This window comes from Bradyrhizobium sp. ma5, assembly GCF_042258955.1.
Taxonomy (GTDB): domain Bacteria; phylum Pseudomonadota; class Alphaproteobacteria; order Rhizobiales; family Xanthobacteraceae; genus Bradyrhizobium.
Genome location: NZ_CP170156.1, coordinates 3,529,768 through 3,555,502 on the forward strand (window position 1 = coordinate 3,529,768; position 25,735 = coordinate 3,555,502).

A 25,735-nucleotide genomic window follows, 5' to 3' on the forward strand; every position below is an offset into this window, starting at 1 on the left:
GAGCGATGACAGGACCGATTTTGACCCTAGCAGACATTCGTTGAGTTAGATCAATCAGTACAGCGCCGTGCCTGTTTCTGTGCGCCCCAGCGGTGCCGTCCACTCAGCCTCTACAAAGGGGAGATTTTCCGTGCCTGCTCGTCGGGAAGCCCTCACACGGCCTGGACCCGAAACGGAACAAACTGATCCAGTGCGGAGGAGACATCAAGAAAACGAGTCATCGCATCAGCCACCTCGCCATCGCGGCGAGGCAACTCTGGGGGCGGCAAAAGATGTGTCGCTCCGGTAAGACCGGTAGCGGAACTCGTTGATCTAGATCAATAGACCGTTTCGCCACTGTCTCAGTGAGGAAAAGGCTAAGTGGAGGACCGCCCCATGAAAATTGGACGCGCAGTACATGGCCTGCTGGCGGGTGTTGCTGCCCTGGCACTGATATCCATGCCGACGTTCGCGCAACAGGCTCCAGCGCCACCCGTGGTTTTCCTCAATCAGGCATGGTCCCAGGACGATCGGGATTGGTACTATCATTTCTCGCAGGGTTCCGCCGTTCTCTCCTATGACATTTTTCTGAACCTGGAGGTGGCCGACGGCCAGGAGCTATTCCGGTCGGACGCAAATAGCGAGCGCTACGGACTGATCACCCAACCCCCGGGTTCACCCTATAATCCCGACGGTTTGCCAATCGGTATCGGCAAGACGACTGTCGCGACTCCGATCGGGGACTGGCCAGCCGGCGACTACGCGGGCCCGACCTGCGCGCTCTGCCACGAAACGCGACTGAACTACAAGGGCAAGCAGGTACGGATCGATGGCGCGCCTGCCAATATGTTTGATTTTCAAGCCTATATTCAGGCTCTCAATGCGGCGTTGCGCGCCACATTGACTGATACCGCTAAATTCGATCGGCTCGCGGCACGGCTTGGAGCGGCAAGCCCCGAAGCTAAGGTCAGGTTGCGCGAGCGCTTTGAGCGCCAGGCCGCGTTGACGTACGAATATGCCACGCGAACCTCTGCAACTCTCTGGCCGTGGGGGCCTGCGCGAATGGATGCGCTTACCATGATCAACAATAGAATGACCGCCAATCTGCCTGGCATCCCGGAGAACACCTCAACGGGGATCGCGCCTGTCAAGCCTCCTTTCCTGTGGAACGCTCCGCAAGGGTTGTGGACCCAGTGGGCAGCAATCCTGCAAGACCCGCTGGCCCGCAATTTCGGCGAGACAATGGGCGTCTATATGCCGATGAACCTGCACGCCAAAACTCCAGCAGATGGGCTGTTCGAGTCGAACGCGCACATTCCGGAGCTTCGCAGGGTTGAAAACCAGTTGGAACGACTTGCGCCGCCAAGCTGGCCCGAAGATGTATTCGGGAAAATTGATCGTGAAAAAGCCAAGTCCGGCAAGGCACTCTTTGTGGAGCACTGCGCAAGTTGCCATAACGCATGGCCCTACCGGTGGACCGAACCTAATAAGTACGGCAAGCGCTTCGTCCTCGTGGGCCTTACGCCGCAGTCATATGTGGGCACCGATCACACGCAGGCCGAGGCCGTCCGGCCATTCGGGATCACAGGACAACTCAGCAATTATTTACCACCCCAGCTTCGCGGGAAGGATGTTGTTCCCATGGCTGCGCTCAAAGAAAATATCGGGCGCGCGGTGTTGGAGACCGCCGTCGCGAAACTGAAACTGACCCCCGCCGAACTACTGGATTTGAACGGGTATCGGGAGCTGCCCCAGCCGCCAATACCCGATCGGGTTTATAAGGCGGCGCCGCGGGACGGCGTGTGGGCCACTCCGCCATTCCTGCACAACGGAGCAGTACCCAACCTGTACGAGATGCTGGTTCCGGCCAGCGAACGTTCGAAGAAATTTTGCGTCGGCCGCGAGTTCGATCCGATCAAGGTAGGGTTGGACACGACCTGTGGGCCCGGCCAATTCGTCCTGGATACGAGCCTGCTGGGCAACTCGAATGCGGGTCACTCGTTTCAGGATGGGCCGCGCGGCAATGGGACTATTGGTCCGTTGTTCACCGACGAGCAACGATGGGCCCTGGTCGAATATTTGAAGTCCATTCCGGAGGAGCCCGGCCGCGTCACACCGTTCGGTGGTCCGCCGGAAACGAGCCCGCCGCAGAAGCCGTGACGAACCCTGCGCCGGTGGCGTGAAATGCGATCCGATGGCGCCACAGCATGGAACAGTTAGGTCCGATATCAACGGAGCTTGACGATGTCCGATCACATCGACGGACCCAGGCAGATCGGTGATCCCTCGGCCGATCTGACTGATCTGTTTGCCTTTACGAGTCCGGAAAATCCGGCGCGAACGGTATTGGCTGCGAACGTCTTTCCGACATGTGGGGTGGATGCCATCTTCTCGAACGCGATCAATCATTCGATCGTGGTCCGACGCGCGAGGGTAGCTGGCGTCGGTGACGCAACCAAATTCGAGACATCTGCCCCGGAAATGCGCTTCAGTTGCCGGTTCGACGGCTTGGAGCGTAACGCGGCTGACGGCAAGACCATCCAGCGCGGCACCTGCACGATGCCGGACGGCCAGACTTTGCGGTTTCTTGTTGGTGACGAAAAAGGTGCCTCCACCCCCGACGAAACCTTCCGCGTCTACGCAGGGATGCGCTCGGATCCGTTCATCCTCGCTTGGCTCTTCGAGGGAGACGGCATGCGGAAATTTCAGAATCTGCTCTTCAACGACAATGTCCTGTGCATCGTTGTCGAATTCGACACGGCGCGCGTCCTTGGTCCCGAAAAGGGTTCGCTGTTTGCCGTGATCGCCGAAACGCTACCTATTCCGCGTCCCGGCGCCTTTGTCGGACATCCACCGCCTCGGATGGATTGGGTTGGTCGTCCCGAACAAACCAATATGCGCTTGAACAACGGCCAGGTGAAGGGGGCCGACGACGTTCGCGACCTCTGGAACCAGCAAACTCCGTTCGCGATCGATGAAAAGCTTCGCCCCATGTTTCTCCAGTACCTGAAGGACAGTCTGGCCGAATGGGATATGCGCGACGGAAAGCAGGACTGGATCCCTTCCGCGCTGGCTGCGAACGCGAACATGTTTCTCGATGATTTCATGCTGTTCGATGTAACAAAGCCGATCACGGACACCAGCCATCTGGAAATCGAGAGGAGCACACTCAACGGACGGGCCTATCAAACCGGTGGAGGCCGCACCGTCGACGCGGACGTGATCGACGTCTTGTTGACGTGGATGGTCAACCGGGACCGCGAATTGCTGCAAGGCGGGACGACGAAGGCAACAAAGCCGGGACAGAAGAACTTCCCATACTTTGCCGCACCGAGTATGGACCTGCAGACGGTGGCGGAGACGGTCGATGTTAACGCAACGCCCGACAAGGTGTGGGACCTGATAGGCCAATTTGGCGCCGCCTACTGGCATCCCCTGATCTCGGAGATTCGCCTGACCGGAACTGGCCTCGGTCAGCTGCGCACGATTGAAACGATCGACGGCAAGCAGATCATCGAGCGTCTCGAGGCGGTCGATAATTCGGGCCGGTTCTATCGCTATGCCAATATCGCCGGTTTGCCGGTCGCAAACTACACCGGAATGCTTTCGGTCAAGCCCAATGGTGCCGGCAGTTCGGTGGAATGGCGCGCTCAATTCCTTCCGAACGGCCCGGGCACGCTTATCTCGAAGACCATTGTCTCGACGCTGTTCAAGACGGGGTTGGATAGCCTCAAATCTCGCTTCTGAGGGCACAATGACTGAAGCCGCGTTACTCGACAGCGAGTGTTTCCAGACGACCGACGGCGACATCGCCGTGGTCAACTTGAATAGTGCGCGCCTGCGGTCGTGGAGCCGATTTTATCAGGATCCGCAACGCTCCGGCGTCGCCGAAACTGTTCTCGAACAGGAACAGCTGACCGCACAATTTGCGAGCGACCTCTCGGCGCTCGGCCGCATGGAAGCATTTGGCGAACAACTCGGCCGACTGGACGCGTCCTCGCCGCGTACCCTGGTGATTCAGGCGCAAATCGCCTCCGCGTTGCACCGCTTCTCGGACGCAAGGCACTATCTCGCACAAGCAAGCCTTGGCGGAGCGCCGTCGGCAGACGTAAAGCGCGTTCTGTTGAACGTCGATCAGGCGTGCGGCTCGCATCTGGAGGAGGTTCTGGACGGGCGGCGCAGGATCGTTGCGAACTCCGGTCGTTTTGAAGATCGTGTGACGCTCGGTGCGCTGCTGGCGGATCTGGGCGAATTTGACGCCGCCGACGAAGCCTATCGACGGGCCTTGCGGGAATACCAGGATGTTTCGCCGTTCCCGGTGGCCTGGGTCTCTTTTCAACTGGGCATGCTTTGGGGCGAACTCGTTCCGGAACCACAATTGGCGCGCGCCGAGCATTGGTACCGCAAGGCAATAGCCAGTTTGCCTTGTTATGTGAGAGCGCGCGTGCACCTGGCGGAGATCTGTTCGGCCACCGGCCGGACAAGTGAGGCGGAGGCGACGCTCAGGCCGGCGCTCGCCAACGGCGATCCGGAGGCCTCGTGGAGGCTGGCGAACGTGCTGAAGGCCGAGGGAAGGGATGATGAGGCGGCGGAACAGCTTGAGACTGCACGGTCAGGGTTCGAAGGGTTTCTTAACAGTCATTTGTTGGCATTCGCCGACCATGGCGCGGAATTTTACGCCGGTAGCGGCAATGATCCCTCGCGTGCGCTGGAACTGGCCCAGATCAACCTCAAGAACCGCCCTACGGTTCGTGCGTTTCAGCAAACCCATGCGATCGCTCTTGCAGCAGGCGAAACTGATGCGGCCGCCGAAATCCTTATAGCCGCGAAAAAGCGTTGGGGAAGCATCGCTTCGTCACGATTGTCGTCCGTCGCGCATGATTCGCCGGAATCTCGTGAAGGAGCAGCGGCATGATGATCGATCGTCGCGACTTCGTCGCCGGCGCAGCCCTTGTTGCTATTGCGCCGGCCCTCCGGGCCTTGCCGGCCGATGGCGCGGTCCCGGCAGTAAATGACGTCATTCGACCTGTATTCATGATCCGGGGCTGGAGCCAGCAAGGCGGTACTGACCCCGATAATCAGGTGTGGATCAGCGTCGGTCACGGCTGGCGTACAGTTTGGCGATAGCTCTGGCCTAATATCCGCACAGACCCGGAGATGATGTTTTTACCACCGTACTGACCGCTAAACAGAATCTCCTACAGGCGCAGAACAGCCTGGCCGGCGCCTCGGCCAATGTTCCGCTCGGCCTCATTGCGGTGTTTCGGGCGCTCGGGGGTGGGTGGCAGATACGTGAGGTGGCAACTTGGTCAGTCCGGCGATGGTTGACCAGATGCGCGCGCGAACGGGCTGGGGCAATTTGCTTCCGCCTCCGAACCAGCCGCAACTGCCGGCTCCGGGCCTGCCGGGCCCGGAGGATATCGGACCGACAATCCGGCGGAGTGGTGATTTTCGCGGATGAAAGTATTGCAAGCTGATGCCGGCGTTTGGCCCATCGCTGCCGCATCCATCTGCCGAGGATACGTCGGCTGTCAGGGGTAAGCCGGACCTAACTTAAACCGAACCAAACCGTCGCGATTGACCCACACCGGCTTCTCGGGCCGGCTGCCATGGCTCCTCACCATTTTCGCTTTGCGTTTGCCAACCTCAATCTCGGAGAGTTCAATGCTTTCAGCCCGGCGTCATTCCCTTCGCTTTAATGATGGCGCTTGCTTCTGGCGACTTGAGATACTCGAGCAGCGCTTTTGCGGCATCTCCTTGCTTTGTGTCCGCGGCAACGGCACCCGTAAAGACAACTTCCTGCTGCAGGTCCGCAGGGAATGCGCCGACGACGTCTAGTCCAGGGGCGGTGAGCACATTTAGCAAGAACACGCCTAGCTCAGCTTCGCCCTGTTCAACTGCCGCAACGATTTCGGCTGGTGCCGCCTTTGCCTGAAGCTTGCCCTTGATTGCCACGGCGACACCAAGTCGCTCGAATGCTTTCATCACTTGCGCACCTGCGGCGCTTGCCGGCAGTGTCGCAATCGACCGTGCTTCGAGCAGCGTAGCCTTAAACGCGTCAGGTGTGCCGATGTTGGGCTTCGGAGCGCCAGCTCGCACCGCAACACCGAGGCCGACGCGCGCAACATCGGATGTAGTGCCGGCGGCGAAATTTGCTCGTGCTCCTGCGTCCTGAATCACCTCGACCGGCACGACGCCGACGTCAAACGCCTTTCCCGATGTCGCCTCCTTGATCAAATTTGGGGTGGTGCCGAAGAAAATGTCGAGCTTGAGTCCAGAGACCTGTTCGAACTTTGGTTTCACCTCGGCCCACAACGCGGTCATCGCGCCGCCCGCCAGAACGCGCAGCTCGGCTGCCTGACCCTTCTCGCCCAGAAATGTAACAAAGACTGACGCGAGGAATGCCGCGCGCGCAAAACTCAACACAGTCATGATTTGCTCCCCACACAAGTTCACGCAGTTTAGCAGTTCCGACTGATCAGTGCCAATTGCCTGCGTGCCTGCAGCGAGTCGCCCGGAGGTCCGCAAATGGCCCTTTTCGGAAGTGCCCCGCTGGCTATCGAAAGTCCGGTGTCGGGGGTGAAGCGGACGTTCGGTGGCGTGCTCTCAGGAATATATCGACAACCTACGCGAGTTCACCAAGAAGCTACGCATGCTCCTGCAAGGCCGCCTCAGTTGGCGGCCTCCTTTGGTTCGACGCACTCAAGCTGCGATTTCATTGCTTGTCGTCGAGCATATTGCGGAAGCCCGCGCGGCTTCGGCATCTCGCCGTCATCCGGCTTGTTGCGGCACGGTGCGCAAGCACCCCCGCAACGGCAAGCGTGATTGCCGGTCCAGGGTTGGTCGGGGTGGTTCTCACAGACCCACAGGGTGTCATCGCAAAAGATGCAGCGGCTCGAGCTCATAAGTCCTCCCGCACGCCACGAAAGAACGGATGCCGCACCTTGCCCTCGGCGGATTTGGCGCGGTACTCGATCTCGGCCATCACCTCGGGCCCCACCCAAATCGCCTTGTGGGCGATGCGATTCGTATAGGGCTGCGTTTTCCGGATCAGCGGCGTCAGGCGCTTCCGGAGATCGGCGGCCGAGCCCTTGTCGAAGCCATGGTCGACCTTGCCGGCGTAGATGAACTCCTCGCCTTTGCGGCGGCCGACATAGATGCCGTCCCATTTGTTGCCGTCGAGCGCGAAGCCGGCGATCGCCAAGGTCTCGCGCTGGGCGCAGGTTTTCTTGACCCAGTCGCGGCTGCGCTCGCCGGTTGGATACACGCTGTCCCTGACTTTCGACACGACGCCTTCGAGGCCCAACCTGCAGGCGTGAGCGAACATCTCCGGGCCGTCGACTTCGAAGCGCTCGCTGTACTGGATGTCTGTGCCTGCGACCAGCGTTTTCAACACGGCCTTTCGCTCGATAAGCGGCAGCTTTCGCAAGTCGCGCCCGTTGAGAAACAGAAGGTCGAAGGCGATCAACACGATCTTGGTGGAACTGCCGCGAAGCTCGCTCTGCAAGACCGAGAAGTCGGTACCGCCGCTCTGTGAGGGCATCACAACTTCGCCATCGATGATCGCCGACGCTGCCGAGATGTGCCAGGCATCGTTGGCGATTTTCTTGAAGCGCTTCGTCCAGTCGTGGCCACGGCGGGTATAGATCTTCACCTCTTATGGGCCAGGTGGACCTGGACGCGATAGCCATCGAATTTGATCTCGTGCACCCAGCGTTCGCCGCTAGGCACCCTGCCGATCGGCGAAGCCAATGCGGGCGCAATGAAGCCCGGAAACAGCGCCTTGATGCCGATCGCCGCGGGCTTTTTGCGCTGGAACGGCATGCTTAGACTAGACGGAGCGTCAGCTGCCGCCGATCTCCACCGGCATGGCGATCGACAAAGGCCTGCAAGTGCGACGGAACGTCGGTCAGCTGGAGATCGCACCGGCGTTGGATCTCCCGAGCGATGTCCTCCGAGACGTCCTCTGACCAGCGCTCCGACGTATTGAAAGCAGCCACCCGGATGGGATTTGAGAACTCGCCCGCGAGCATCTCCTGGATGACGGTCTCAAGGTCTGCGGTCTCGAGATCGGCTTCTCGCCAGGCGCGACCGATGCGACCAAAGTCGTCGGCGACGAGGTAAACGGTCTGATCATCGCTAGGGACGATCGACGGTGTCCAATAGACCTACGCATAAATTACTCCACGCCACAGAACCGGGATTCAAGCGGCCCACCGCCGAAACGTTCCCACCGCGAGGAACCCCTGTGAGGCTAACGCTTTTGCTTCCCATTGACAGGAGCGAACATGAGCAAGGAAATAACTAAGGACGATCCTCGGCAGGGGTCGGACAAGGCCTCACACAAACAGACGGACAAGCCATGGGAGGGCAATCCGGAAAAGGAGCAACGGAACGAGTCCGATATCGACCTCGAAAAATGGCACCGAACCAATACTCATTAGGGAGAGCGCGATGTCACTTGCATGCTACGAGATCATTGGCCGCGACGGGGAATGGCGGGTTAGCCACGATGGGAAGGCCGACAACGCCTACGAGACGATTGAAGCAGCGTTTGAGGCTGCGGTTGCCGCGGCTTCTCTGGCGCTTCGTCAGGGCCACGCCGTCTCTGTCACAGCCCCGAACAGGCGCACCGCGACGGGCGCGGCGAACGTTGGGTAGTGCGCCGCGCTGCTCAAGAAAATTGGCCAGCTCGAGACTGCCCTGCACATGAATGCATGGCTTACTCCAGGATTGAAGTCGCCGGCTTAGGTCAAGTGCCGGCCCTCTCTGGGCCCTTTGGCAAAGCGTTGAGCTGGGCCTCTAATCGCGCCTTCTCAGCTTCAATCTGATCTTGAAATGTGTGGGGAGTAGATCGCTTGCGCCTCTGCATGGAACGTCCCTCATGCGTCAGGGTCATGTGGAGCCGAAAACATAATATGCGGCAAGAGGGCTGTCGGTTCCAAAGTGCACATAATTTGGAACCGAAAAAAGCGGTATTCTGCGCTGAAAGACCGTAAGGTTGATGTCAGCTAGAGGTGCTTTGATTTGGCATGCGCCTCGACTGGATCACCATCACCGGATGCGTTTGCATAGCGTTGACGTTGTCGACGCTAGTGGCGGTCTTCACAGTTTAGCTTGTGGCGGTTGCGCCATAATACCGGACAATGGCAGTTCCAGCACAGTTCGTGCCTGTTATGGCTCGGACTTGGATTCGGTCAGGGCGCGCTCGACTTCATCAGCCAGATTCCGGTAATGGGCGGCCAGCTTGGCGAACAGTGCCTTCTTGGTCGCGTTCGTCGCCAGCTTGCTGATCAATTCACACTCTTCAGCCTCGACCCGAAGCTTTTCCAAGTGGGCGCGCATGTCCTTCATCGAGAGAGAATTCCCTGCGAGTGGAGCCGGGATGGAGCACACCCTGAGCGCCGCGCAGGCCGGCAACGAGGCGGGTCCGTGACGTAGTTGATACGGCAAGAAGACGTCTGCCGACTTCCATGGTGAGAAGCAGGTGACCGACGTGCTCAAATCTGCCGGCGCCAACGCCGTGCGCATGAGGTGAGATGAGACCATGCCCGACTATCCCAAGCCGCCATATCCCACCCAGCGACAGCCGATGCCTGGCTCGACCGCGAAGATGGATCCGCGGCCAGACCACGGCGAGACCAGTTACAAGGGCTCGGGACGGCTTCAAGGAAAGCGCGCCATCGTCACCGGCGGCGACAGCGGCATCGGACGCGCGGTCGCCATCGCCTTTGCTGGCGAGGGGGCGGACCTCCTCATCGCCTACCTCAACGAACACGAAGATGCCAAGGAGGGCAACAAGATCATACCGCTCAAGCCGGACGTCGTCATTCTGATGACGGGAATTGTGGATGTGGATGTCGCGGGTCTTGAGGCCAGTTTCTGGAGTTGGGATCTCGCAGGCAACGCGCGTGCTGCAGCCGTGCCATCCACGCCTCTTCGTCCCAGCCTTCCGTCTCGGCGCGCTTGGCAAAAGTTGCCGCGGCTTCGGCATACTGGCCGGCATCTCGATACGACCACGCGAGATAAAACCAGTATCGGGCGTTGTCCGGCTCCCGCTCGAGTGCAGCTTCCAGCAGTCGTATATCCCGCTCCGATTTATCTCCGCGGTTCGCCCCGCTGGCGTGATCGATGTACCGGGCGCCGGGCGGCATCTGTCGAAGCTGAAGGGCGCAAGGTCGTTCTGGTCGACGGCGACATCCGGTCCGCGGACCACTGCAGGAAGATCGTCGACCGGGCGGTCCGCGAACTCGGCGGCGTCGATATCCTTGTCAACAATGCCGCGCATCAGGCGACCTTCAAGGATCTGAACGATATCAGCGACGAGGAATGGCGGCTGACGTTCGACGTGAACATCCACGCCATGTTTTTCCTCGCAAAGGCTGCCGTGCCGCACATGAAGCCGGGCAGCGCGATCATCAACACTGCTTCCGTGAACGCCGACATGCCCAATCCGACCCTACTGGCCTATGCCACGACCAAGGGTGCCATCCAGAATTTCACCGGGGGCCTTGCTCAGATGCTGGCGGAGAAGGACATCCGCGTGAACGCCGTCGCTCGGGGACCGATCTGGACGCCGCTTATTCCGTCTACGATGCCAGAGGAGGCCGTGAAGAACTTCGGCAAGCAGGTGCCGATGAAGCGCGCTGGGCAGCCAGCGGAACTGGCGAGCGCTACGTTATGCTCGCCGATCCGCTGTCGAGTTACACCTCCGGCACGACTATCGCAGTGACCGGAGGAAAGCCCTTCATCTGAATGGCAGGCCTCAAACATCCCGTGACCCCGGACGGCCGCTACTTCGTCGTGCGCGGAAAGCTTTGGCGGATGAGTGATCCGGGGCTCACTCCCGACGAGAAATCACGGCTGGTGAAGCAACTGATGGATGGGCGCCGCGCAGTGAAGGCGGCCAAAGCTTCCGAAAGCCCGGAGGCCGAAATGCTCGCGCGCCGCCAAATCGACGAAGCGAAACGGGGTTTAGGGGAGCGGGGGCCGATCTGGTGGGATGATGGCGCGCCGGACTTTAACCGCCATGCGGTCAAGAGTAGTCCATACGCCGACTGGTACGCGCAGACTAAGCGGCAATCTTCGGGTGGCGGAGCCGCTTGCGGAGAAACGTTCCCACGATGATCTCGCCGGAGGTGAGCTTAGGTGCCGGCGATCTTGGCCTCGATCATATCTGCCTGGCATTTGGCGTTCAGGATCACTGGGTGGACGTAGTCTTCACAGATTGTCGGGGGTCCGCAGAGGTGAGCCCTTATTTTCGTTGAGCAATTCTTGCGCGGCCAGATGCCAGAACTCGTCATCCCGTCCTTCCGGTTTGCCGGCCTTCTCCCAGAGTTGGTAGGCGCGCGCGGCCACCGCTTCATCGATCCGCTTGTTCACAGGTTCCCTCCCGCAAAAGATGACGCTAGAGGAATCTGGAAGAGTTCTCTGTCCTGCTCGTCTCGGACTGAAATGAAATTGCCTTCCCTGATCATCTCGGGCTTTTCCGTTCCGATACGGTGCGCGATGAACTCACCGTGTGCTTTGGCCTCATCGGTAGATGCGCACTCTTGTCCGATCACGTCATGCGCTGAGATTTCGCCAGCGAGGTGGAAGAAAAAGCGGCTCGAGGCCTTTGGTAGTTTGGGCACATAACTTGGCTCGACTTTGACAGTCAGCCGCTGGGGAGCACGATCCAACGGCTGTTCCTTGCCCATTCCAATCCTGGCGATGCCTTGGCTATTGTGTTGCATGTCGTCCTCCTTTCTCCGGCAACGCAAACACGATGCGAAGTTTACAATCGGCATTCCGCGCTTTGGAATTTCGATCAGAGAAGATCGCGTTCACGGTAGTGAAACGCCCAAGCGGCGCAAGGCGCCTAGTGGCCAGAAAGCCGCCCCGACAATCGACCGGGACGGCCATGGCTTTTGGACCAATCAAGGCCGTTAGCGCTTCGCCGGCGGCCCGCTCTTGTTGCCGGGCAAGCCTTTCACGTTCGACGGATCCTGCTGCTGTACGTGCTCGTTCTGAGGATTCGACCCTACCGTGCTTTGGCCCGGCGCAGGCCCATTCTTGTTTCCTGGCGCGCCGGATATTCCGGTGCCGGAACTTTGCGCGCTAGGAGCGTTGCTGGCTCCGGCCGCATTGCTTGCTGCGGCCGGACGTCCCGGAGGCGTTGCGGCCGCTCCAGGATTAGTCTGGTCTCCTACGTACCCGGACTCACCGGAATTGCGCGTCTTCACACCCTTGTCAGCTTCACTCTGCTGGTTTTGGGCGATGGCCCGTTCAGCCGTCATCGGACCGGCCGCCGCAATTCCCGCCACGAGCAGCGCAATGGTGGATATTCTCATGAGCGTCCTCCTGAAGGTTGCCCCATCTCCACAACTCGCTTCGGCGTGATCCTTTCCTATGGAAGCAGATGAAGTAGCCGTTTCCATCCTTTTACGGGGATCTCGGCGGGCGATGAGGCGTGCCGGCCTCGGTCTGCGCCTTGAAGCCGAAATATTTGCAGGCATTTGCGATGCGGTTTTGGCTGCGCGCCACGCTGGCGACTGCAAAGGCAACAGGAGTACATCGCGCTCCAATGCGAAATGTTGCTTACGGCGTATCTATTCGTCAGCTACTTTGGTCCAATTTCCGCGAGCGTCTTTCATGTCGCGGTGCGTTCGTTTTGTGTCCCAATCGAAACAAGACCGAATATCCGCCGACGTATTGAAAGTGCAGAACTCTCTTTCAATGATTTGATCATTGATATCGCGTGTCACTCTGATCATAGAGTTGGTGCCGTCGTAAACGAACGCTACCGCGCTGTTGCAGATTTTCATTTCCGGTTGACAGTTTCTGAAAGACTTGGCTTGCCCACCATTCTGTTGTGCAGACAGTCTAACAGCCACGTCCACCAGATTTTCCCAAGTGAGCGATTTGGAGGACTGCTTGCGTTCTAGCAAATCCATTGGCTCGCCTGGTCTTGTCTGCTCGGGCAGCTGGTGCGCCACCTGTCCTGGCTCGATCGGTTGAGCGGCCGCCACGCTTTGATCGGGCTTGCCCATCATTGTGGCGCCCATTGACTGCAGATCCTGGGGACTCAGCCAAACCATTTCGCTCGGAGGAGTAACGACCATCCTGCCGATGATGGAGGGCGGCACACCTAATTCTTTCGCAATCTTGGCCATCGAAATGGTCGCGGCATTTGAGGACACTGTCTCACGGCCATTTTCTTCCGACGCGCCATGTACTCCGATCTGAGCGCCGTAGCTGGCAAACTTGGTTGATCCTGCAGCGAAGAGAAGAAAACACGCTGAAGCGCAGATCGAGGTTTTGCCGACGTTTGTCGACATCTTCCCGTATCTGATCGCGTCCGCCAGCTTTGCGCCTTCCAGGAGATTGCCGCCTTCGGAGTTCAGTCTGACGTTAGCGACAAATTTCCCCGCTCCGTTGGCCTGCCTGACCGCCAGCGCGAATTTGTCGGCGTCGCCGGGCAGGATTTCTCCCGTGATCCAGATGACACCACCCTGGGCCGATTTTCCGTTGCCGCTCTTGATCTCGGCCGAATTGATCGGCTCGCAAAGAAAGGTCATCGACATTAGCGCAACGGTGGACGCCATCACCGCAAATTTTTGCATCAATACTACTCCCCCGCGAGGATATCCAATCGCAACCGCTGGTGGAGAGCAAGCCTGTAAGTGCATGGAGGATCGAGGAAGTGTCAGCCTTTAGTTGACCGGGTCAACGATACCGGCCCGGTCAGCTACCCCCTCGATGAAGGTGGTCAGCCGAAGTATCGTACCGGGAGGTCCGCCAGGTCCAGCCGGCCGTTGTGGTACTCGCAGCCAACGCAGAAGACCAGCCCCGTCCTGAAGCGGGCGTTGCGATCGACGGGATCGTCCGATTTCTCTGTCGTCATGGCGGAGGATCATCCCTCGGTTAAGGGCCGCATCTTGAAGAACGACCCGGTAGGGCCGCCTATGAGCGGCGCAGAGTTCGCGGCGCTTGTGAAGACCTTGCCGGAGGCTCAGCAACGGAAGATCGAAACCCTGCTCGATCTTTTTCTGGTGGAGCGCGGCCAATGAAGCGCCGTCGACGATCGCACCGGAAGCGTAACCGGCAGAGGCTGGCGGCACACGCCCGCCGGCTGTCTCGCTAATCCCAAAAAGATACGCCGCCGGGCCCGAAATGATTTGTCCCGGCGGCGCCCTGTCTCAATCTGGGGACTGCAATCCCAGCGGATGAATATCAGCAACGACTATGCCACGAGTATTCAGTACCGCGGCGTGCGGTGGCCGGTGGCGCCGGTGTACGGGTTCACGTTGCCGCTGGTGCCGTAGTTGTCGCGCTGGGTGCCGTTCGGGTTGGTAGCGACGTAAGGCTGCACAGTCGTGCCGTTGCTGCGCGTGTAGCCCGACACGCCGTGGCTGTTCGGATTGGAGCCGGTGCCGAGGTACTGCGCCTGAGCGGCGGTGGCTACGACCATCAAGGCCGCGGCGAGAGCGAATTGCTTGATCATATTGGATCCCCCTGGTTTTGCTGACGCCGTCATAGACCACGGCAAGGCAAGGGCATGCAACCGCGGGTTAATACGGGATTGAGTTGCTACTACTAAGGTCTACAAGCGATTTGAGCCGCGATAACGTGCCCGGCTGTGGCCTCGCGCTTCTGAATAGACGCGATCGAGCGTGCTGGCTCTTGAGCCGATCTCGTTCACGTTCGTTATTCGAAGCAGTTGTAACAACGTGCAGATCGGCATGCGCCGACTGCTGGAAGTGAAATAGGCGGCCTCGAAGCTCTCCGTGCGCGGATCGCTCTTCAGATAGCTCCTATGTAGCGCAGCGCGATTTTAGGTTGATAGACCGCAGGAAGGTGTCCAGCCCGCTCTGACTGCAGTTTTTCTTCTCGCTGGCCTGTTGAGGCGTATCGGCGCGGCCCGGCGGTGAACTAATTTCGGCAGCCGCTTTTCGCTTAGCCAATTGGTACTTTGTGTCTGCGGGATCATGCCAATGTCGAGAAACGATCTTTAACGGCTCCTTCCGCTGTTCGCTCGGACGGGGCGTGACAGCGACCTGGACGGGTGCTGTGGGGGCGGTAGTCGTTGCGGACGAAGCATCAATTGTGATCGCGGCAACCTCGTGCGCTTCCGCGGGTCCATTCACGACGGCCGCACCGGTAGTCTGGGGTTCGGCTATCAACGGAAGGCGGTCGCCTTTACCCGACGTCTCCGCCACGGGGTAAGTGGCTGTCGTCAGCGCTGCGGACACGTAATTTTTCCCGAGTGCTGCAACCGCACCCATTCCGCCCAGGCCAATTATTCCAACCGCTAAAATTCGGATCCACATGGATGGCTCCTGGCCAACGCAATGAACGGCAAAGCTTCCGAAAAGCCGCAGCCTTCCGCCGAATTTTGCTCAGAATAAGGCGGCTAAGGTATTGGCGGATATAATAAAATGAGAATGCCGGGCATGTGGCAACGCCAATTCAGCGCGCCGGTCTCGGGGTCTTCACGCCTTTGAGCGGCGGCAGTTTCGGCTTCGGCGGGCGATCCTTCGCATTCTTATGGTTGAAGTGCCCCGCGTTGGCATCGGGATCCCATGCTTCTTGCAAACCTCCCGTAGCGCTCGCTCCGAGATGCTGAGGTCAGCAGCAACGCGGGCCATTGTTTTGCGCCAGACGGCGGCGAAAAGCTTGCCCCGGGTGATTTGCACCTGCTTACGGCCAACCAGGATTTGCGATCGCGTGCGGTTGCGCTTGATGCCGTGCGCTTTCTCGAATTACTTCGTGGCTTTGTCCTCGGCCATCTGTTTGAACCGCGTGACCCGGGCGCCGTGGCGGTGGGGCAAGGGAGCACATTGCTTCTTCCATGTGTGGAGCTTTTTCGCCCAGCGGTGCTGCTCCTCGCTGTCGAACAGATAGAAGGGCAGTTCGACCGGTGCGACCCAGGGGCGGCCGCGCGGCCCTTTGCGATCCGGGTGCGGCTCGAAGTCCCACCAAAGAGCGTCGCGGATCCGCTCACGCTGCTCCGTCGAGGCGAGGCGATCGATATCTTAGAAAAAACGGTGTCATCTAAACGAATTGCATGTGCCCGCTTGCAATGCCGCTTTCATCCTGCGGAAGCCTCCACCAAGCCGGCCGGAATTGGCCGTGCTGACGGCGGTGCGGTGGTGGTGAGCGGCCGTTCGATCTTACTTTTTCCACTCACAATTCAAGCGACACTCGCAACGGCGCCATCTGCAAGTTCGCTCGCCCGGTCCTTCCATTCCCGTGCCATGCTAGTCTTCGTGATCGCCCCGGCACAGAACGGTGCACTCAGCGCTAATCCGCAGCCGAGCGGTCTGGTTTGGGCTAACTTCAAATTGTCGGCATCGGAGGGGATTGTCGGCGAACCAGGACAAACATGAGGTGCGCCTTGGCTGGGCTCGCGGAGCGGCTCCTTAAATGGGCTAGCCCGCGCGCAATGGTTTTTTAGCCCTGAAGGGGTAACCTGCCTGCGCATGCCGCCCGCTGTGGTCTCGTCTGAGTAAACTGGTTTAGCGCCCGTCAGAACCCTGTTGGTCTCTCAAACGTTGGCGAGCGAACCAGTGAAGGCACTGATGGCGGATTGGGAAAAGGTCGGCCCGCTTATCATGATCGCTGCTGGCCTCGTGCTGGTGCTTCTTGGCTTAATCGCCAAGAGGTGTCACCGGCGCTCAGTTGAAAGCCACGAGAATGAAAATCTAGCCGAGTAATTCGGCCGTGCCCCTGTTGGTCTTGGCGGACCTCCACCACGCCCTCGATCTGGGTCGACATTGCACTGGGTGGAGAAATAGTGCTTGGCGACTGCGACACGCAGATATCACCAACGAGCGAAATTCAGTCCTCTACCACCAGACCTGACGGAAGGTAAGCGAGCAACTTTCCGTCCGGTGGACCGTACTTCCAGAAGCGGGCAGCACGGTGAAAGCCGTCGATCAATATTGGAAAGCTGAACGAGCGACCAAACGTGATCGGATCTGTAGGAAATTCATAGCTCGTTCCCTTGGGAAGTACGCTTCGAGGATCGTCGAGATCGACGCTGGTCGTTCTCATGTATTCCTCGAACGAAACGAAACATCCCTCGCTTTCGGGATCCCACACGTTTGGCGGCACAAACATCAAGCCCAATTTGGCTCGCCGGACCCTAACGACGTTAAACGAAATCACTCCGGTCAGAAACGCCAGCAGAACGGGCCGAGCGCACGCAGTACCAAAGGCAAGTTCATAGTGCTCAGCTTCAGAGAGCTGCTCGAATGCAGTCCCGCTTGATCGCTTCGCGACGAGATGTCCTAGATTCGAATAGTGCCGGGCGGCCGGAGAATCCGTCAACTCGCTGTAACCCCATCGGGCTTGAACTTCCAACACGGGTATATTTTGCAGCCTCAAGTCGTTCCCCTTGTTTCTGGAGACACCACACGCAACTGTTTTCAGCTATGCTCAATGGCCGAGAGGCATGGACGAAATTTGCGCCTATCTGCTCAAGCGGTCGCTGACACCTTCGTCGCGCTGGACGACGAGGGGCGGCACACAAACAAAACTGCGCATAGCTTGGTAAGCAGTGTTCATCGCTCCATCGATCCCCTGATCTTCGACTACGATCGGTGTTCCAGGAAACGGTATGAGCTGCTTCTTGAGAGGCAACACGGTATTCAGCAGGCGGCTCGCTCCGCGTGGGCTAATCGAGTATGCCTGCGTTCCGAAGGCGTGTCTGAGCCGGTGGGGGCGATAAATGGGTCTGCCATCCGAAGTATCGCTCCAGGCAAAAGGTTCGGTTCGATCGTAAAACCGGAGCTCCGCAGACGAAAACTCGAGATCGATCCAAAGATAAAGCGGATCGTAAACATAGCCCCATAAGATCACATCCCAGTCAGCGGGAAGTTGTGCCAACACAGCTGATCGATGCTCGTCAAACGCGGGATGGCTAAGGGCATCGTCCTCGAAAACCGTCATAGGTTGCTCCTGGGACGCCGCTTTTTGCCAAAGTTGGACGTGAGAGAGTGCGCAACCTAAGGCTCCGGCACTGTAACCAAGTCCGGCGGCTATTAGCCCCTGTCTTTCGAGCTGCGAGCGATCCAGCTTGCTCCCGTCAATCGCGGAGACACGCTCAAATCTGCCTAAGTGGGCATTGCGGGTTCTGAACTTGTCCCAGCGACCGGTGCTTTGGTCCAAGTTGAGTACGAAAATCTCATCCTTGGACTGCATGCCCTTCTGACTGGGTCGGCCAGGAACGCTTGATTCCTCCGCGCGCAAAAGCGAACCTAGGCCGTCAGCAATGATCGAGCGAGCCACAACCTCGGTGCCGACCGCGTTTAGATGAAAGGCATCCTGAAAGATATCGGCGCGGTGGGCCAACTGCGCTTCTAAATCGCACAAGGCGTGCCCTCCCGCCCGAGCGGCCGCGCGCGTCGTCTCGTTGATGGATACGCGAGTTCGGGTCACGGCTGGATCGATCCCTCCGTCTTGCAAATGGGGAATGGTCGCGAACCAGAGCTCGATGCCAAAGGATCGAGCGGCAAGCGAGAAGAGATCTAGCAGCCGACGACGATCAGCAAAGTTGGGAGCGGGAAGCAGGTTACGGTCCCGCCACGAGTTGCTCGTGTCGAGGTCAACGATCGGCTCGAGCCAACAGTCACGGCTCCAGAAGCTGGCTTCTAAGCTCGCTACGTCAACATCGACAATTCCCGTCATCAGAATGACGAGGTCGGGCTTGAGCGGTATGATCTTGTTGAGAAACAGATTCAGCATGTGGAGGGTTGTCGCTCCGCTGTAGCCACCGTTTCTCACGACTACATCCAAAGCACTTTCACTACGCAGGATCGTCTCGAGCTTGGCGCAAAACCGGTCATCGGGGTCGAGGTACATGCCCTCCACTACGCTGTCGCCGAGAACGATTACAGTTCGAGCCGCCGTGGCCGGAGACTGAGACCCACGAATGAAGCCGAGAGCGTCAGTCTCCAGGAGATATGGCTTCCGTACGAGGGTACGCTTTCGACTTTCGACGTATTCATCTGAAGGCGTGTGAGACAAGGATACGTTCGCAGGATACTCCTTCAATCGTATCGTCCTCTTTGCATTGCTAGCCGGAATAATCTCCTCTCTCGGTGTTTCCTGTGAGGGTTTTGCCGCAAGTTCTCCAGCAATGAGCGGTCGAATTGCCTCCCCGTCGGATGCGAACGTCAACCATCCGTAAATCTCGCGAGTGTCCAACGTTTGCGAAATGCCCGCGCGACGCGCGCTATCGGAAAATATGACATATTCATACCGGCCCGAACCGTCATCGTAGGTCAGTTGCGGTATGGCGTCTGCGCGAACCAGATATGTGCAATGGACGACAGGTACCTCGTAGAGCCCTGGCGAGGAGCGGCCCAGGATATTGTTGTATTCGTTGCTGGGAAGAAAATATCCGTTCGCGTCGATCTTTTGGTGGTAATTTGAGTACAGCGGCCTGTCTGCGTCTACGCATTTGAGTAGCGGCGCTACGATTGGGCGATCTAAATCTACGAGTTGCCGCAGGGTGAGGGGGCGCAGATAATTGTCGACGTCGACCACGAAATAGTAGTCGCATCCCAGGGCCAGAGTCCGATTCATGCTGTGCTGGCGGATCCGCCCTAGCACTGAAAAGCGAGTAGCATTCCACTCGTGGTCGGCAAATTCCTCGACCCGTTCGGCTGCGTCGCTGTCGTCGAGCTCTACGTGCGAGTACCGCTGTCCAACCCGTTTTATCCAGTCCCGAAGAATGTTGGCGGTGTCATCTTGATTGTTGTTGGTGCGGATGTGAATTGCAATCCGATCCGGCGGATAGTCGAGCGCCTCGATGCATTCCAGGTACAGCGGCAAATGGCCAGCTTTGCTCTTGGCGAGTATTGCTATCAGCACTTTGGGAAGGGGATCTGCTGCGCCGGGCTGCCGGTGCGCATCCGCAAGCTTGAGCCTTTCGGAAATCCGGTCCTTTGCAAAGCGCAGATTGTCCTCTACGCGTCTCTTCACACCCTCATCGATCGATGGAATTTGAAGGATGCGAAGGCAGGCGTCGATACAGCCTTCATAGTCGGCGGACCAATAGGCATTGACCGCGAATTCGTCGAGGAGCCCGAATTCATAAATCCACTCTTCGACGAATAGCGCTCCAATAGGGATCGGCAAATCGATGCCACCGCGAGCGATGTCGGCCCCCTGCTTGTTGCGGCTCTTTGAACGGCAATATCGGCTGGCACCGTGTAACGCTTCGGCCCTCAGGGGTTGAGCGTCGGTGGCCCGCTGGTAAGCCGCAATGACGTCGTCTTCTGGGTAGGCAAGAGCCTCCTTGAGCCGTGCCGCGCTGTAGAGGGAAATGAATACCTCTTCCTGCCAGAAGCCCATTTCAGCACGAGCCAGGTAGTGGGGGAGTGCTTTCTCGGGTTCATTGCAGTCTCGATAGCTTTGGGCAAGATAGAACGTATAACGCGAGCGAAGAAACGCATCCGTCTCGCCCTGAAGGGCGCGTTCCAACAGCGCAGCATCCTTACGGTACTTCTGAGGATCTTGGCTGCGCGCGCCCCCGCCGCCTATCTGGATCGCAAAGCCGGGAGCTGTCTCTCGACCAACAGCGTCGGCCGGCGCCTCGACGAATTCGTGGAGCACGCCCCGAAAATAGAACTCCTTTTTGTTGCTGCAAATGTGTGGTCGATAGTGACGGATGCCGTTGTGGTTGATCGCCACGTCATAGAGGTCTGCGGACATGCCAGACTTGAAGCCAGCAACGTCGAATCCCGGCTCGATGGTGAGTGCGTCATCGGCGTCGATGATGAAGGCGTAGTCGACGTCCGGTCTGCGGCGAAGGCAAGCTAACGCGTGCGATCGGTTGTATGCGAAATCCCGCCACGGTTCGTCGACGACTTCGCCCGCCAGCCCATTTCTGTCGAGCCACTGCCTTATGACGTCTTGCGTGCCGTCGGTTGATCCTGTGTCTTCGATCAGCACATAGTCGATCAATGGCCGAACGCTGTCGAGACAGCGGTCGATGACCGCAGCCTCGTTCTTGACGATCATGCATAAGCTGATCGACTTTCCGACTCGTTGCGGCAATCTAAGCTCCTTCGCCACGTGCTGTTCGCTTTTGGGCGTGTTCTCTGACGGCAGAGGAGGCGACACAGCCGAAGCCTTAGGCCGGGACACCGGATCGCTCTCAAGTGTCGAGCGGACCTCGGTCGCATCGATCGAGGCGATCCAAGACTCGCTGTCGGCGACCCCGTAGGACACGAGGAGCCGACGGCCGTCTGGATGCCACGCCAGGCCAGCTGCAAATTCTACGCCTTTGTCCTTGAAAAAGAACGGTCGGCTAAGCCGGCGCAGGTGATTGTCGCGATCAAACCAGACAAAGCGATGCTGATAGAACCTTCGATCGTTCTGCCACTGAACTTCGTGGACGAGCGCGAGCCATCCTTGGTCGAATTCGATGAGTGGCGTTCCGCCCCGAAACTGTTCGACGGCAAAGGCAGCATCCCTCTCTGAGACAAGTTCACCCCTGTCGTTTACGATCTTGGTCGGGCCGCACGAGTAGACGAAACGCAGACTTGTGCCATTGGCTTGTGGCATCCAGTTCTTTTCGTGGAGTCGAGGACCCTCAGGACGAAGCACGCGCCAATCGGCGAGCCGGGTTTCCGAACTGCTTCGCTGTTCAATCCGGGCGATCAACTGTTCGCACCAGCCTTCGGCATTCAACTCGCGGACGCATGAACTGCCCCACAGCGAGCCATTCCAACTGAACAAACGGATATCCTCAAGTCCTTGCACTTCCTCGAACTGGGCTATTGGGAAGTCGGCGGGCGGCAAGATTTCGGCCGACGTTTGCACGCCGAGATTCGTGTCCAGCCGTAGCAGAAAGTTGCGGGTCCGAATGGGATCGCCGCTGTCGGTCTCATAGGTGCCATCTTCGAGCAGACGAAAATTCACTGCGCGCTGCACGAGGTAGAGGTCATCTCCATGACGCGAGACGGATGGGTTGGTTGGCCGATAGCCTATAGGCACATCGTATTGCACCGGTTGTGCCGAAAACGATTCAAATAGCTGGTGCGCTGACTGTAGGTAAAAGAATAAATTTCCCCGAGCGAGCTCGCGTGGGTCGTCTGGAATTGCTCGGTTGAGCGCTAATCCGTTGCAGATTGAGTACCCACGGTCCCAGCGGGCAGCGTCCTGACTGTAATTCGCAGCGATCGAGAATTCCTCATGCAGGCCGGTCTGATAGACGTCGGTTTCGATGAAAAGGATGTCGCTCTCGGGAGCTGGTATGGAAAGTCCGAGCTCGGAAAAGTGGAGGCTCGTCTCATGTCTACCGCGCTCCCGATAGTATCGTGCTAAATCGTAGAGGGGTTCGGCGCGTGTCGGCCGCTGCTTGAATGCCTCAAGCGCCTTGCTGACGAACGCGTCTTCATCGCCCATATCTCGCAGGCAACGCGCGTGCTGCAGCCGTGCCATCCACGCCTCTTCGTCCCAGCCTTCCATCTCTGCGCGCTTGGCAAAGCTTGCCGCGGCTTCGGCATACTGGCCGGCATCGCGTTGGGACCACGCAAGATAAAACCAGTACCGGGCGTTGTCCGGCTCGCTTTCCAGCGCAGCTTCAAGCAAACGAATATCCCGTTCCGATTTGTCGCCGCGGTTCGCGCCGCTGGCGTGATCGATATACCGCGCGCCGCGCAATTCAACGACATCTCCGGGGACGTCGATATATTCGTGCGTGACTCCAATATACCTTGAGCCGCTGTCACGCCGCACCAATCGCGTGTTCCAATAGCTCAATCCGGCCGACGCGCGTTGGAGGAGGCGATAGCCGGGACCGGCAAGGGATTGGCGGAATTTGGCGTCGTCGACAATGAACTCCATATCGGCGTCGTTGAACAGGACATAGTCGAAATCGAGCTTTGAGGCGCAGGCGCGATCGAGCGCTTCGTTCCGGGCCTGGCCGAAATCGTGGAAGGGAATCGTATGGAGTTCACCCGGAAGATTGCGCCGGGCAAAGAATGTTCTGATGAAGTCCTGCGTGCCGTCGGACGAGCCAGTATCGCAGATGACCCAGCAAGAGATGTGATCAGCAACCGCCGACAGGCAGCGCTCGAGATTTACCATCTCGTTCTTAACGATCATGTTCAAGCAAAGGCGCTTATTTTCTGCCACCGCCAAACTTTTTAGGTTGATGCAAGCTATTACAAAAAGTTCAAACTAGAAGAAGAGTTGATCGGTTCGACACGGCATGCGCCGGCGCTTTGGTTCCATCAACGGAAACAGCAAACAACGTAGCTGAAAATGTTCGGGTAGCAAATTCAGCAAGTTGCGCCGCCTGATGCGCAGTCAAATCGTTGTTAATGGAACCCGTTAACCGAAATAATTTGACATAACTCGCGCTCGATTTTGAATCTTCTTGCGCTATTTTTCTCGATCTGCTTATGCTTAAGGGATTATTAATTTCTGCGGTCCGTCTGCGCTTCCGGCGGGGGTATTTGGAATGACGTTCAATCTTGGAATGTGTTCGTTGGCTGTTTGCTGATGGCTTAGGTATGCGTAGCGGCTAACCACCCAAGGTTGAACCACTTTTTTTAGTTGGATCGAGCGTCGGTTTCCGGGCGAAGGGGCTCCGGGCGTCGACCTCGTCCGTGCATTGGGTGGCGTCGCATGGTTAAGTCAGGACGAGACGGCAAGTCGTCGATTTCCCACAACTTCCCGTCCGTCGCACCTCCGATAACTGCGGAAGGCGTTGCCAGATATGCGGGAGTTCTCTCCGTGGAATGCTTCGACGAGATTGTGGTGACCGGGAATTTGCCGCGCGGGCCGACGACACAGAACGTCACGTATTTCATTGTCGATCGCAATACGAAGGCGATCGTATCGCAGGTTATTCTTCCGGAGATGTCGGATCGGCTGCACGCCGTACGAATGCTGCTGAAGGTTCAGCGGTCCTCTAGCGGCTACGACATCGGCACTTTTCAATCCAACGGCGAATTTAAGCCGGCCGAATTCCTAGCAATTCGAAGTGACTTGGATACTCCGCCGTCAGGCGGGGCGGGTGCACGCGGCGCCTGAGCGGTTTTGCCGGGTGGCGTCTTTTTTTGATTTCGGGCTGAGCGCCAAAAAAGCGCGCAGCCCAACATTTGTTATTGACGAAGGGGCCAGGCCGATGGGTGGCAAGTCTGAATTTCTTTTTGTCGATTCACTCGTTCCGGATCTCGGCACGCTGCTCGAAAATTTGCGTCCCGAAGTCCAGGCTTTGGTGCTCGATCCTGGTAGAGCGGCCGCCCGGCAGATGGCCGAAGCGCTCGAGGGGATTGAGGGTCTCGATGCAATTCACATCGTTGCGCATGGCGCGCCAGGGGAGGTGAGCTTTAGCTGTGAGCCATGGTCCGCAGGCACTCTCAGATACTACTGCGAAGACCTTGCTGCCATCGGAGGTGCTCTTTCCCCGGAAGGCGAACTATACTTGTGGTGCTGCAATTCCGGCGAAGGTAGTGCCGGCAAGGCCTTTCTCGAGTCGCTTTCTAGCGTAGTGGGCGTGAACGTCCACGGTGCTACGGGGCGAGTGGGTGCAGCCGCGCTTGGTGGTACTTGGGAGTTATCGGAACGAACCAGCAGATCCGTTGGTCAACCACCGCTTACGCTCGCGGGCGTAGAGACCTATGCGGGAGCATTAGCCGCCCTAGTTCTCACGGGTGAGACAACTATCTCTCTTACGGGTTCGCTTAATGTATCCAATACCGCTCCGAACCAAGTATATTACATTGTAGTAAAAGATAGCAGTGGCAATCTTACAATCATTGGAACGACTGAGTCCTGGAATGTTAATACGGGACCTAGTTTCAATGTGTCGGCAACGCTGCCAGCTGGCACATACAATCTAAATACGAACGCCGCGCCATCTGCTGGCCAATTTGATATTTATGTTGTTGATTCCAGCGGTAATTACGGCAATGGCAACAGTGGTCCCGGCGGTCAGGGTTCGCAAAATGTTGTCCTGACAGCTATTCCAGCGAGCGGCACAACCGGGCCGACAGGCGCCACAGGTGCGACGGGCGCAACGGGCGCGACAGGTTCATCTGGCGCCACAGGTGCGACGGGCGCAACGGGCGCAACAGGTTCATCTGGCGCCACAGGTGCGACGGGCGCAACGGGCGCGACAGGCTCATCTGGCGCCACAGGTGCGACCGGCGCAACGGGCGCGACAGGTTCATCTGGCGCCACAGGTGCGACGGGCGCAACGGGCGCGACAGGTTCATCTGGCGCCACAGGTGCGACCGGCGCCACGGGCGCGACGGGTGATACTGGCGCAACCGGCGCCACAGGTTCGACCGGCGCCACGGGTGCGACGGGTGACACCGGCGCAACCGGCGCCACAGGATCGACCGGTGCAACGGGCGAAACCGGCGCGACTGGAGCAACAGGCGCGACGGGCGACACCGGAGCCACAGGTGCGACCGGCGCCACGGGTGCGACGGGCGACACCGGCGCAACTGGAGCCACAGGATCGACCGGCGCCACAGGTGCGACGGGTGACACCGGCGCAACGGGCGCCACAGGATCGACCGGTGCGACGGGCGACACTGGCGCAACCGGAGCCACAGGTGCGACTGGCGCCACGGGTGCGACGGGTGACACCGGCGCAACCGGTGCCACAGGATCGACTGGAGCAACGGGTGCAACGGGAGATACCGGCGCAACTGGAGCCACAGGTGCGACCGGCGCCACAGGTTCGACCGGTGCAACGGGAGATACCGGCGCGACTGGAGCCACAGGATCGACCGGCGCCACG

21 protein-coding genes and 4 pseudogenes are annotated in these 25,735 nt (G+C 58.8%); 12 read left to right on the top strand and 13 right to left on the bottom strand.

Features of this window, described 5'->3' with window-relative positions; all coding sequences use genetic code 11:
* The first annotated feature begins 375 nt into the window (after positions 1-375).
* The 4 genes from ACE103_RS16095 to ACE103_RS16110 all read left to right on the top strand — a co-directional run bounded on the left by ACE103_RS16095 (position 376) and on the right by ACE103_RS16110 (position 5,106).
* On the top strand, positions 376-2,139 hold the full coding sequence (locus ACE103_RS16095) for a di-heme-cytochrome C peroxidase (protein WP_375780223.1): 1,764 nt from the start codon (positions 376-378) through the stop codon (positions 2,137-2,139).
* Between the two features lie 84 nt (positions 2,140-2,223).
* The gene (locus ACE103_RS16100; RefSeq protein ID WP_375780224.1) at positions 2,224-3,726 is read left to right on the top strand and encodes a DUF4331 family protein; all 1,503 of its coding nucleotides are present in this window, start codon (positions 2,224-2,226) and stop codon (positions 3,724-3,726) included.
* A 7-nt stretch (positions 3,727-3,733) separates the two neighbouring features.
* Positions 3,734-4,894 carry a hypothetical protein gene (locus ACE103_RS16105; protein ID WP_375780225.1) on the top strand — a complete coding sequence of 387 codons (1,161 nt, stop codon included), beginning with the start codon at positions 3,734-3,736 and terminating at the stop codon, positions 4,892-4,894.
* Positions 4,891-5,106 (top strand): hypothetical protein, encoded by a 216-nt coding sequence (locus ACE103_RS16110; RefSeq protein WP_375780226.1) that lies wholly within the window; start codon positions 4,891-4,893, stop codon positions 5,104-5,106. Before ACE103_RS16105 ends, ACE103_RS16110 begins: the two co-directional genes overlap by 4 nt.
* A gap of 543 nt (positions 5,107-5,649) precedes the next feature.
* Here the strand turns inward: ACE103_RS16110 and ACE103_RS16115 are convergent.
* The 3 genes and pseudogenes from ACE103_RS16115 to ACE103_RS16125 all read right to left on the bottom strand — a co-directional run bounded on the left by ACE103_RS16115 (position 5,650) and on the right by ACE103_RS16125 (position 9,333).
* Positions 5,650-6,411, bottom strand: coding sequence for a molybdate ABC transporter substrate-binding protein (locus tag ACE103_RS16115; protein ID WP_375780227.1), 762 nt, complete (start codon positions 6,409-6,411; stop codon positions 5,650-5,652).
* Between the two features lie 469 nt (positions 6,412-6,880).
* A pseudogene (gene ligD / locus ACE103_RS16120) lies at positions 6,881-7,803 on the bottom strand (non-homologous end-joining DNA ligase).
* Positions 7,804-9,153: 1,350 nt separating this feature from the next.
* Positions 9,154-9,333, bottom strand: a complete 180-nt coding sequence (locus tag ACE103_RS16125; protein ID WP_375780228.1) for a hypothetical protein — start codon at positions 9,331-9,333, stop codon at positions 9,154-9,156.
* Positions 9,334-9,592: 259 nt separating this feature from the next.
* Here ACE103_RS16125 and ACE103_RS16130 point away from each other — a divergent pair.
* Positions 9,593-9,784, top strand: a pseudogene (locus ACE103_RS16130) (SDR family NAD(P)-dependent oxidoreductase); the annotation flags it as partial.
* A 22-nt stretch (positions 9,785-9,806) separates the two neighbouring features.
* Here the strand turns inward: ACE103_RS16130 and ACE103_RS16135 are convergent.
* Complete coding sequence (locus ACE103_RS16135) at positions 9,807-10,133, bottom strand: tetratricopeptide repeat protein (RefSeq protein ID WP_375781119.1); 327 nt, start codon at positions 10,131-10,133, stop codon at positions 9,807-9,809.
* 2 nt (positions 10,134-10,135) lie between these two features.
* Here ACE103_RS16135 and ACE103_RS16140 point away from each other — a divergent pair.
* Together ACE103_RS16140 and ACE103_RS16145 are read left to right on the top strand one after the other, a co-directional pair.
* Positions 10,136-10,734 (top strand): annotated as a pseudogene (locus tag ACE103_RS16140) (SDR family oxidoreductase); the annotation flags it as partial.
* Entirely contained in the window at positions 10,735-11,106 is a 372-nt protein-coding gene (locus ACE103_RS16145) for a hypothetical protein (RefSeq protein ID WP_375780229.1), read from the top strand. It begins immediately after the preceding pseudogene.
* A gap of 93 nt (positions 11,107-11,199) precedes the next feature.
* Here ACE103_RS16145 and ACE103_RS16150 read toward each other — a convergent pair whose 3' ends face one another.
* From ACE103_RS16150 to ACE103_RS16165, 4 genes are all read right to left on the bottom strand, one after another.
* Positions 11,200-11,361, bottom strand: a complete 162-nt coding sequence (locus tag ACE103_RS16150; protein ID WP_375780230.1) for a DUF2934 domain-containing protein — start codon at positions 11,359-11,361, stop codon at positions 11,200-11,202.
* Entirely contained in the window at positions 11,358-11,714 is a 357-nt protein-coding gene (locus ACE103_RS16155; protein WP_375780231.1) for a DUF6894 family protein, read from the bottom strand. The genes ACE103_RS16150 and ACE103_RS16155 overlap by 4 nt, the downstream gene beginning before the upstream one ends.
* 192 nt (positions 11,715-11,906) lie before the next feature.
* Positions 11,907-12,203 carry a hypothetical protein gene (locus ACE103_RS16160; RefSeq protein WP_375781120.1) on the bottom strand — a complete coding sequence of 99 codons (297 nt, stop codon included), beginning with the start codon at positions 12,201-12,203 and terminating at the stop codon, positions 11,907-11,909.
* A 366-nt stretch (positions 12,204-12,569) separates the two neighbouring features.
* On the bottom strand, positions 12,570-13,583 hold the full coding sequence (locus ACE103_RS16165) for a hypothetical protein (RefSeq protein WP_375780232.1): 1,014 nt from the start codon (positions 13,581-13,583) through the stop codon (positions 12,570-12,572).
* A gap of 243 nt (positions 13,584-13,826) precedes the next feature.
* Here ACE103_RS16165 and ACE103_RS16170 point away from each other — a divergent pair, with 243 nt between their 5' ends.
* Positions 13,827-14,030, top strand: a complete 204-nt coding sequence (locus ACE103_RS16170; protein WP_375780233.1) for a hypothetical protein — start codon at positions 13,827-13,829, stop codon at positions 14,028-14,030.
* A 188-nt stretch (positions 14,031-14,218) separates the two neighbouring features.
* Here the strand turns inward: ACE103_RS16170 and ACE103_RS16175 are convergent, their stop codons facing one another.
* Complete coding sequence (locus ACE103_RS16175) at positions 14,219-14,464, bottom strand: hypothetical protein (RefSeq protein ID WP_375780234.1); 246 nt, start codon at positions 14,462-14,464, stop codon at positions 14,219-14,221.
* 310 nt (positions 14,465-14,774) lie between these two features.
* Positions 14,775-15,290, bottom strand: coding sequence for a hypothetical protein (locus ACE103_RS16180; protein ID WP_375780235.1), 516 nt, complete (start codon positions 15,288-15,290; stop codon positions 14,775-14,777).
* A 417-nt stretch (positions 15,291-15,707) separates the two neighbouring features.
* Here ACE103_RS16180 and ACE103_RS16185 point away from each other — a divergent pair, with 417 nt between their 5' ends.
* Together ACE103_RS16185 and ACE103_RS16190 are read left to right on the top strand one after the other, a co-directional pair.
* The gene (locus tag ACE103_RS16185) at positions 15,708-16,349 is read left to right on the top strand and encodes a hypothetical protein (protein WP_375780236.1); all 642 of its coding nucleotides are present in this window, start codon (positions 15,708-15,710) and stop codon (positions 16,347-16,349) included.
* A gap of 180 nt (positions 16,350-16,529) precedes the next feature.
* On the top strand, positions 16,530-16,676 hold the full coding sequence (locus ACE103_RS16190; protein ID WP_375780237.1) for a hypothetical protein: 147 nt from the start codon (positions 16,530-16,532) through the stop codon (positions 16,674-16,676).
* Between the two features lie 124 nt (positions 16,677-16,800).
* Here ACE103_RS16190 and ACE103_RS16195 read toward each other — a convergent pair whose 3' ends face one another.
* Together ACE103_RS16195 and ACE103_RS16200 are read right to left on the bottom strand one after the other, a co-directional pair.
* Complete coding sequence (locus ACE103_RS16195) at positions 16,801-17,349, bottom strand: hypothetical protein (protein WP_375780238.1); 549 nt, start codon at positions 17,347-17,349, stop codon at positions 16,801-16,803.
* A gap of 84 nt (positions 17,350-17,433) precedes the next feature.
* Entirely contained in the window at positions 17,434-23,082 is a 5,649-nt protein-coding gene (locus ACE103_RS16200; RefSeq protein WP_375781121.1) for a glycosyltransferase family 25 protein, read from the bottom strand.
* 633 nt (positions 23,083-23,715) lie between these two features.
* Here ACE103_RS16200 and ACE103_RS16205 point away from each other — a divergent pair.
* Together ACE103_RS16205 and ACE103_RS16210 are read left to right on the top strand one after the other, a co-directional pair.
* Complete coding sequence (locus ACE103_RS16205; RefSeq protein ID WP_375780239.1) at positions 23,716-24,015, top strand: hypothetical protein; 300 nt, start codon at positions 23,716-23,718, stop codon at positions 24,013-24,015.
* A 94-nt stretch (positions 24,016-24,109) separates the two neighbouring features.
* Positions 24,110-24,559 (top strand): annotated as a pseudogene (locus tag ACE103_RS16210) (DUF4347 domain-containing protein); the annotation flags it as partial.
* Between the two features lie 388 nt (positions 24,560-24,947).
* Here the strand turns inward: ACE103_RS16210 and ACE103_RS16215 are convergent.
* Positions 24,948-25,202, bottom strand: a complete 255-nt coding sequence (locus tag ACE103_RS16215) for a hypothetical protein (protein ID WP_375780240.1) — start codon at positions 25,200-25,202, stop codon at positions 24,948-24,950.
* Positions 25,203-25,735: the final 533 nt, after the last annotated feature.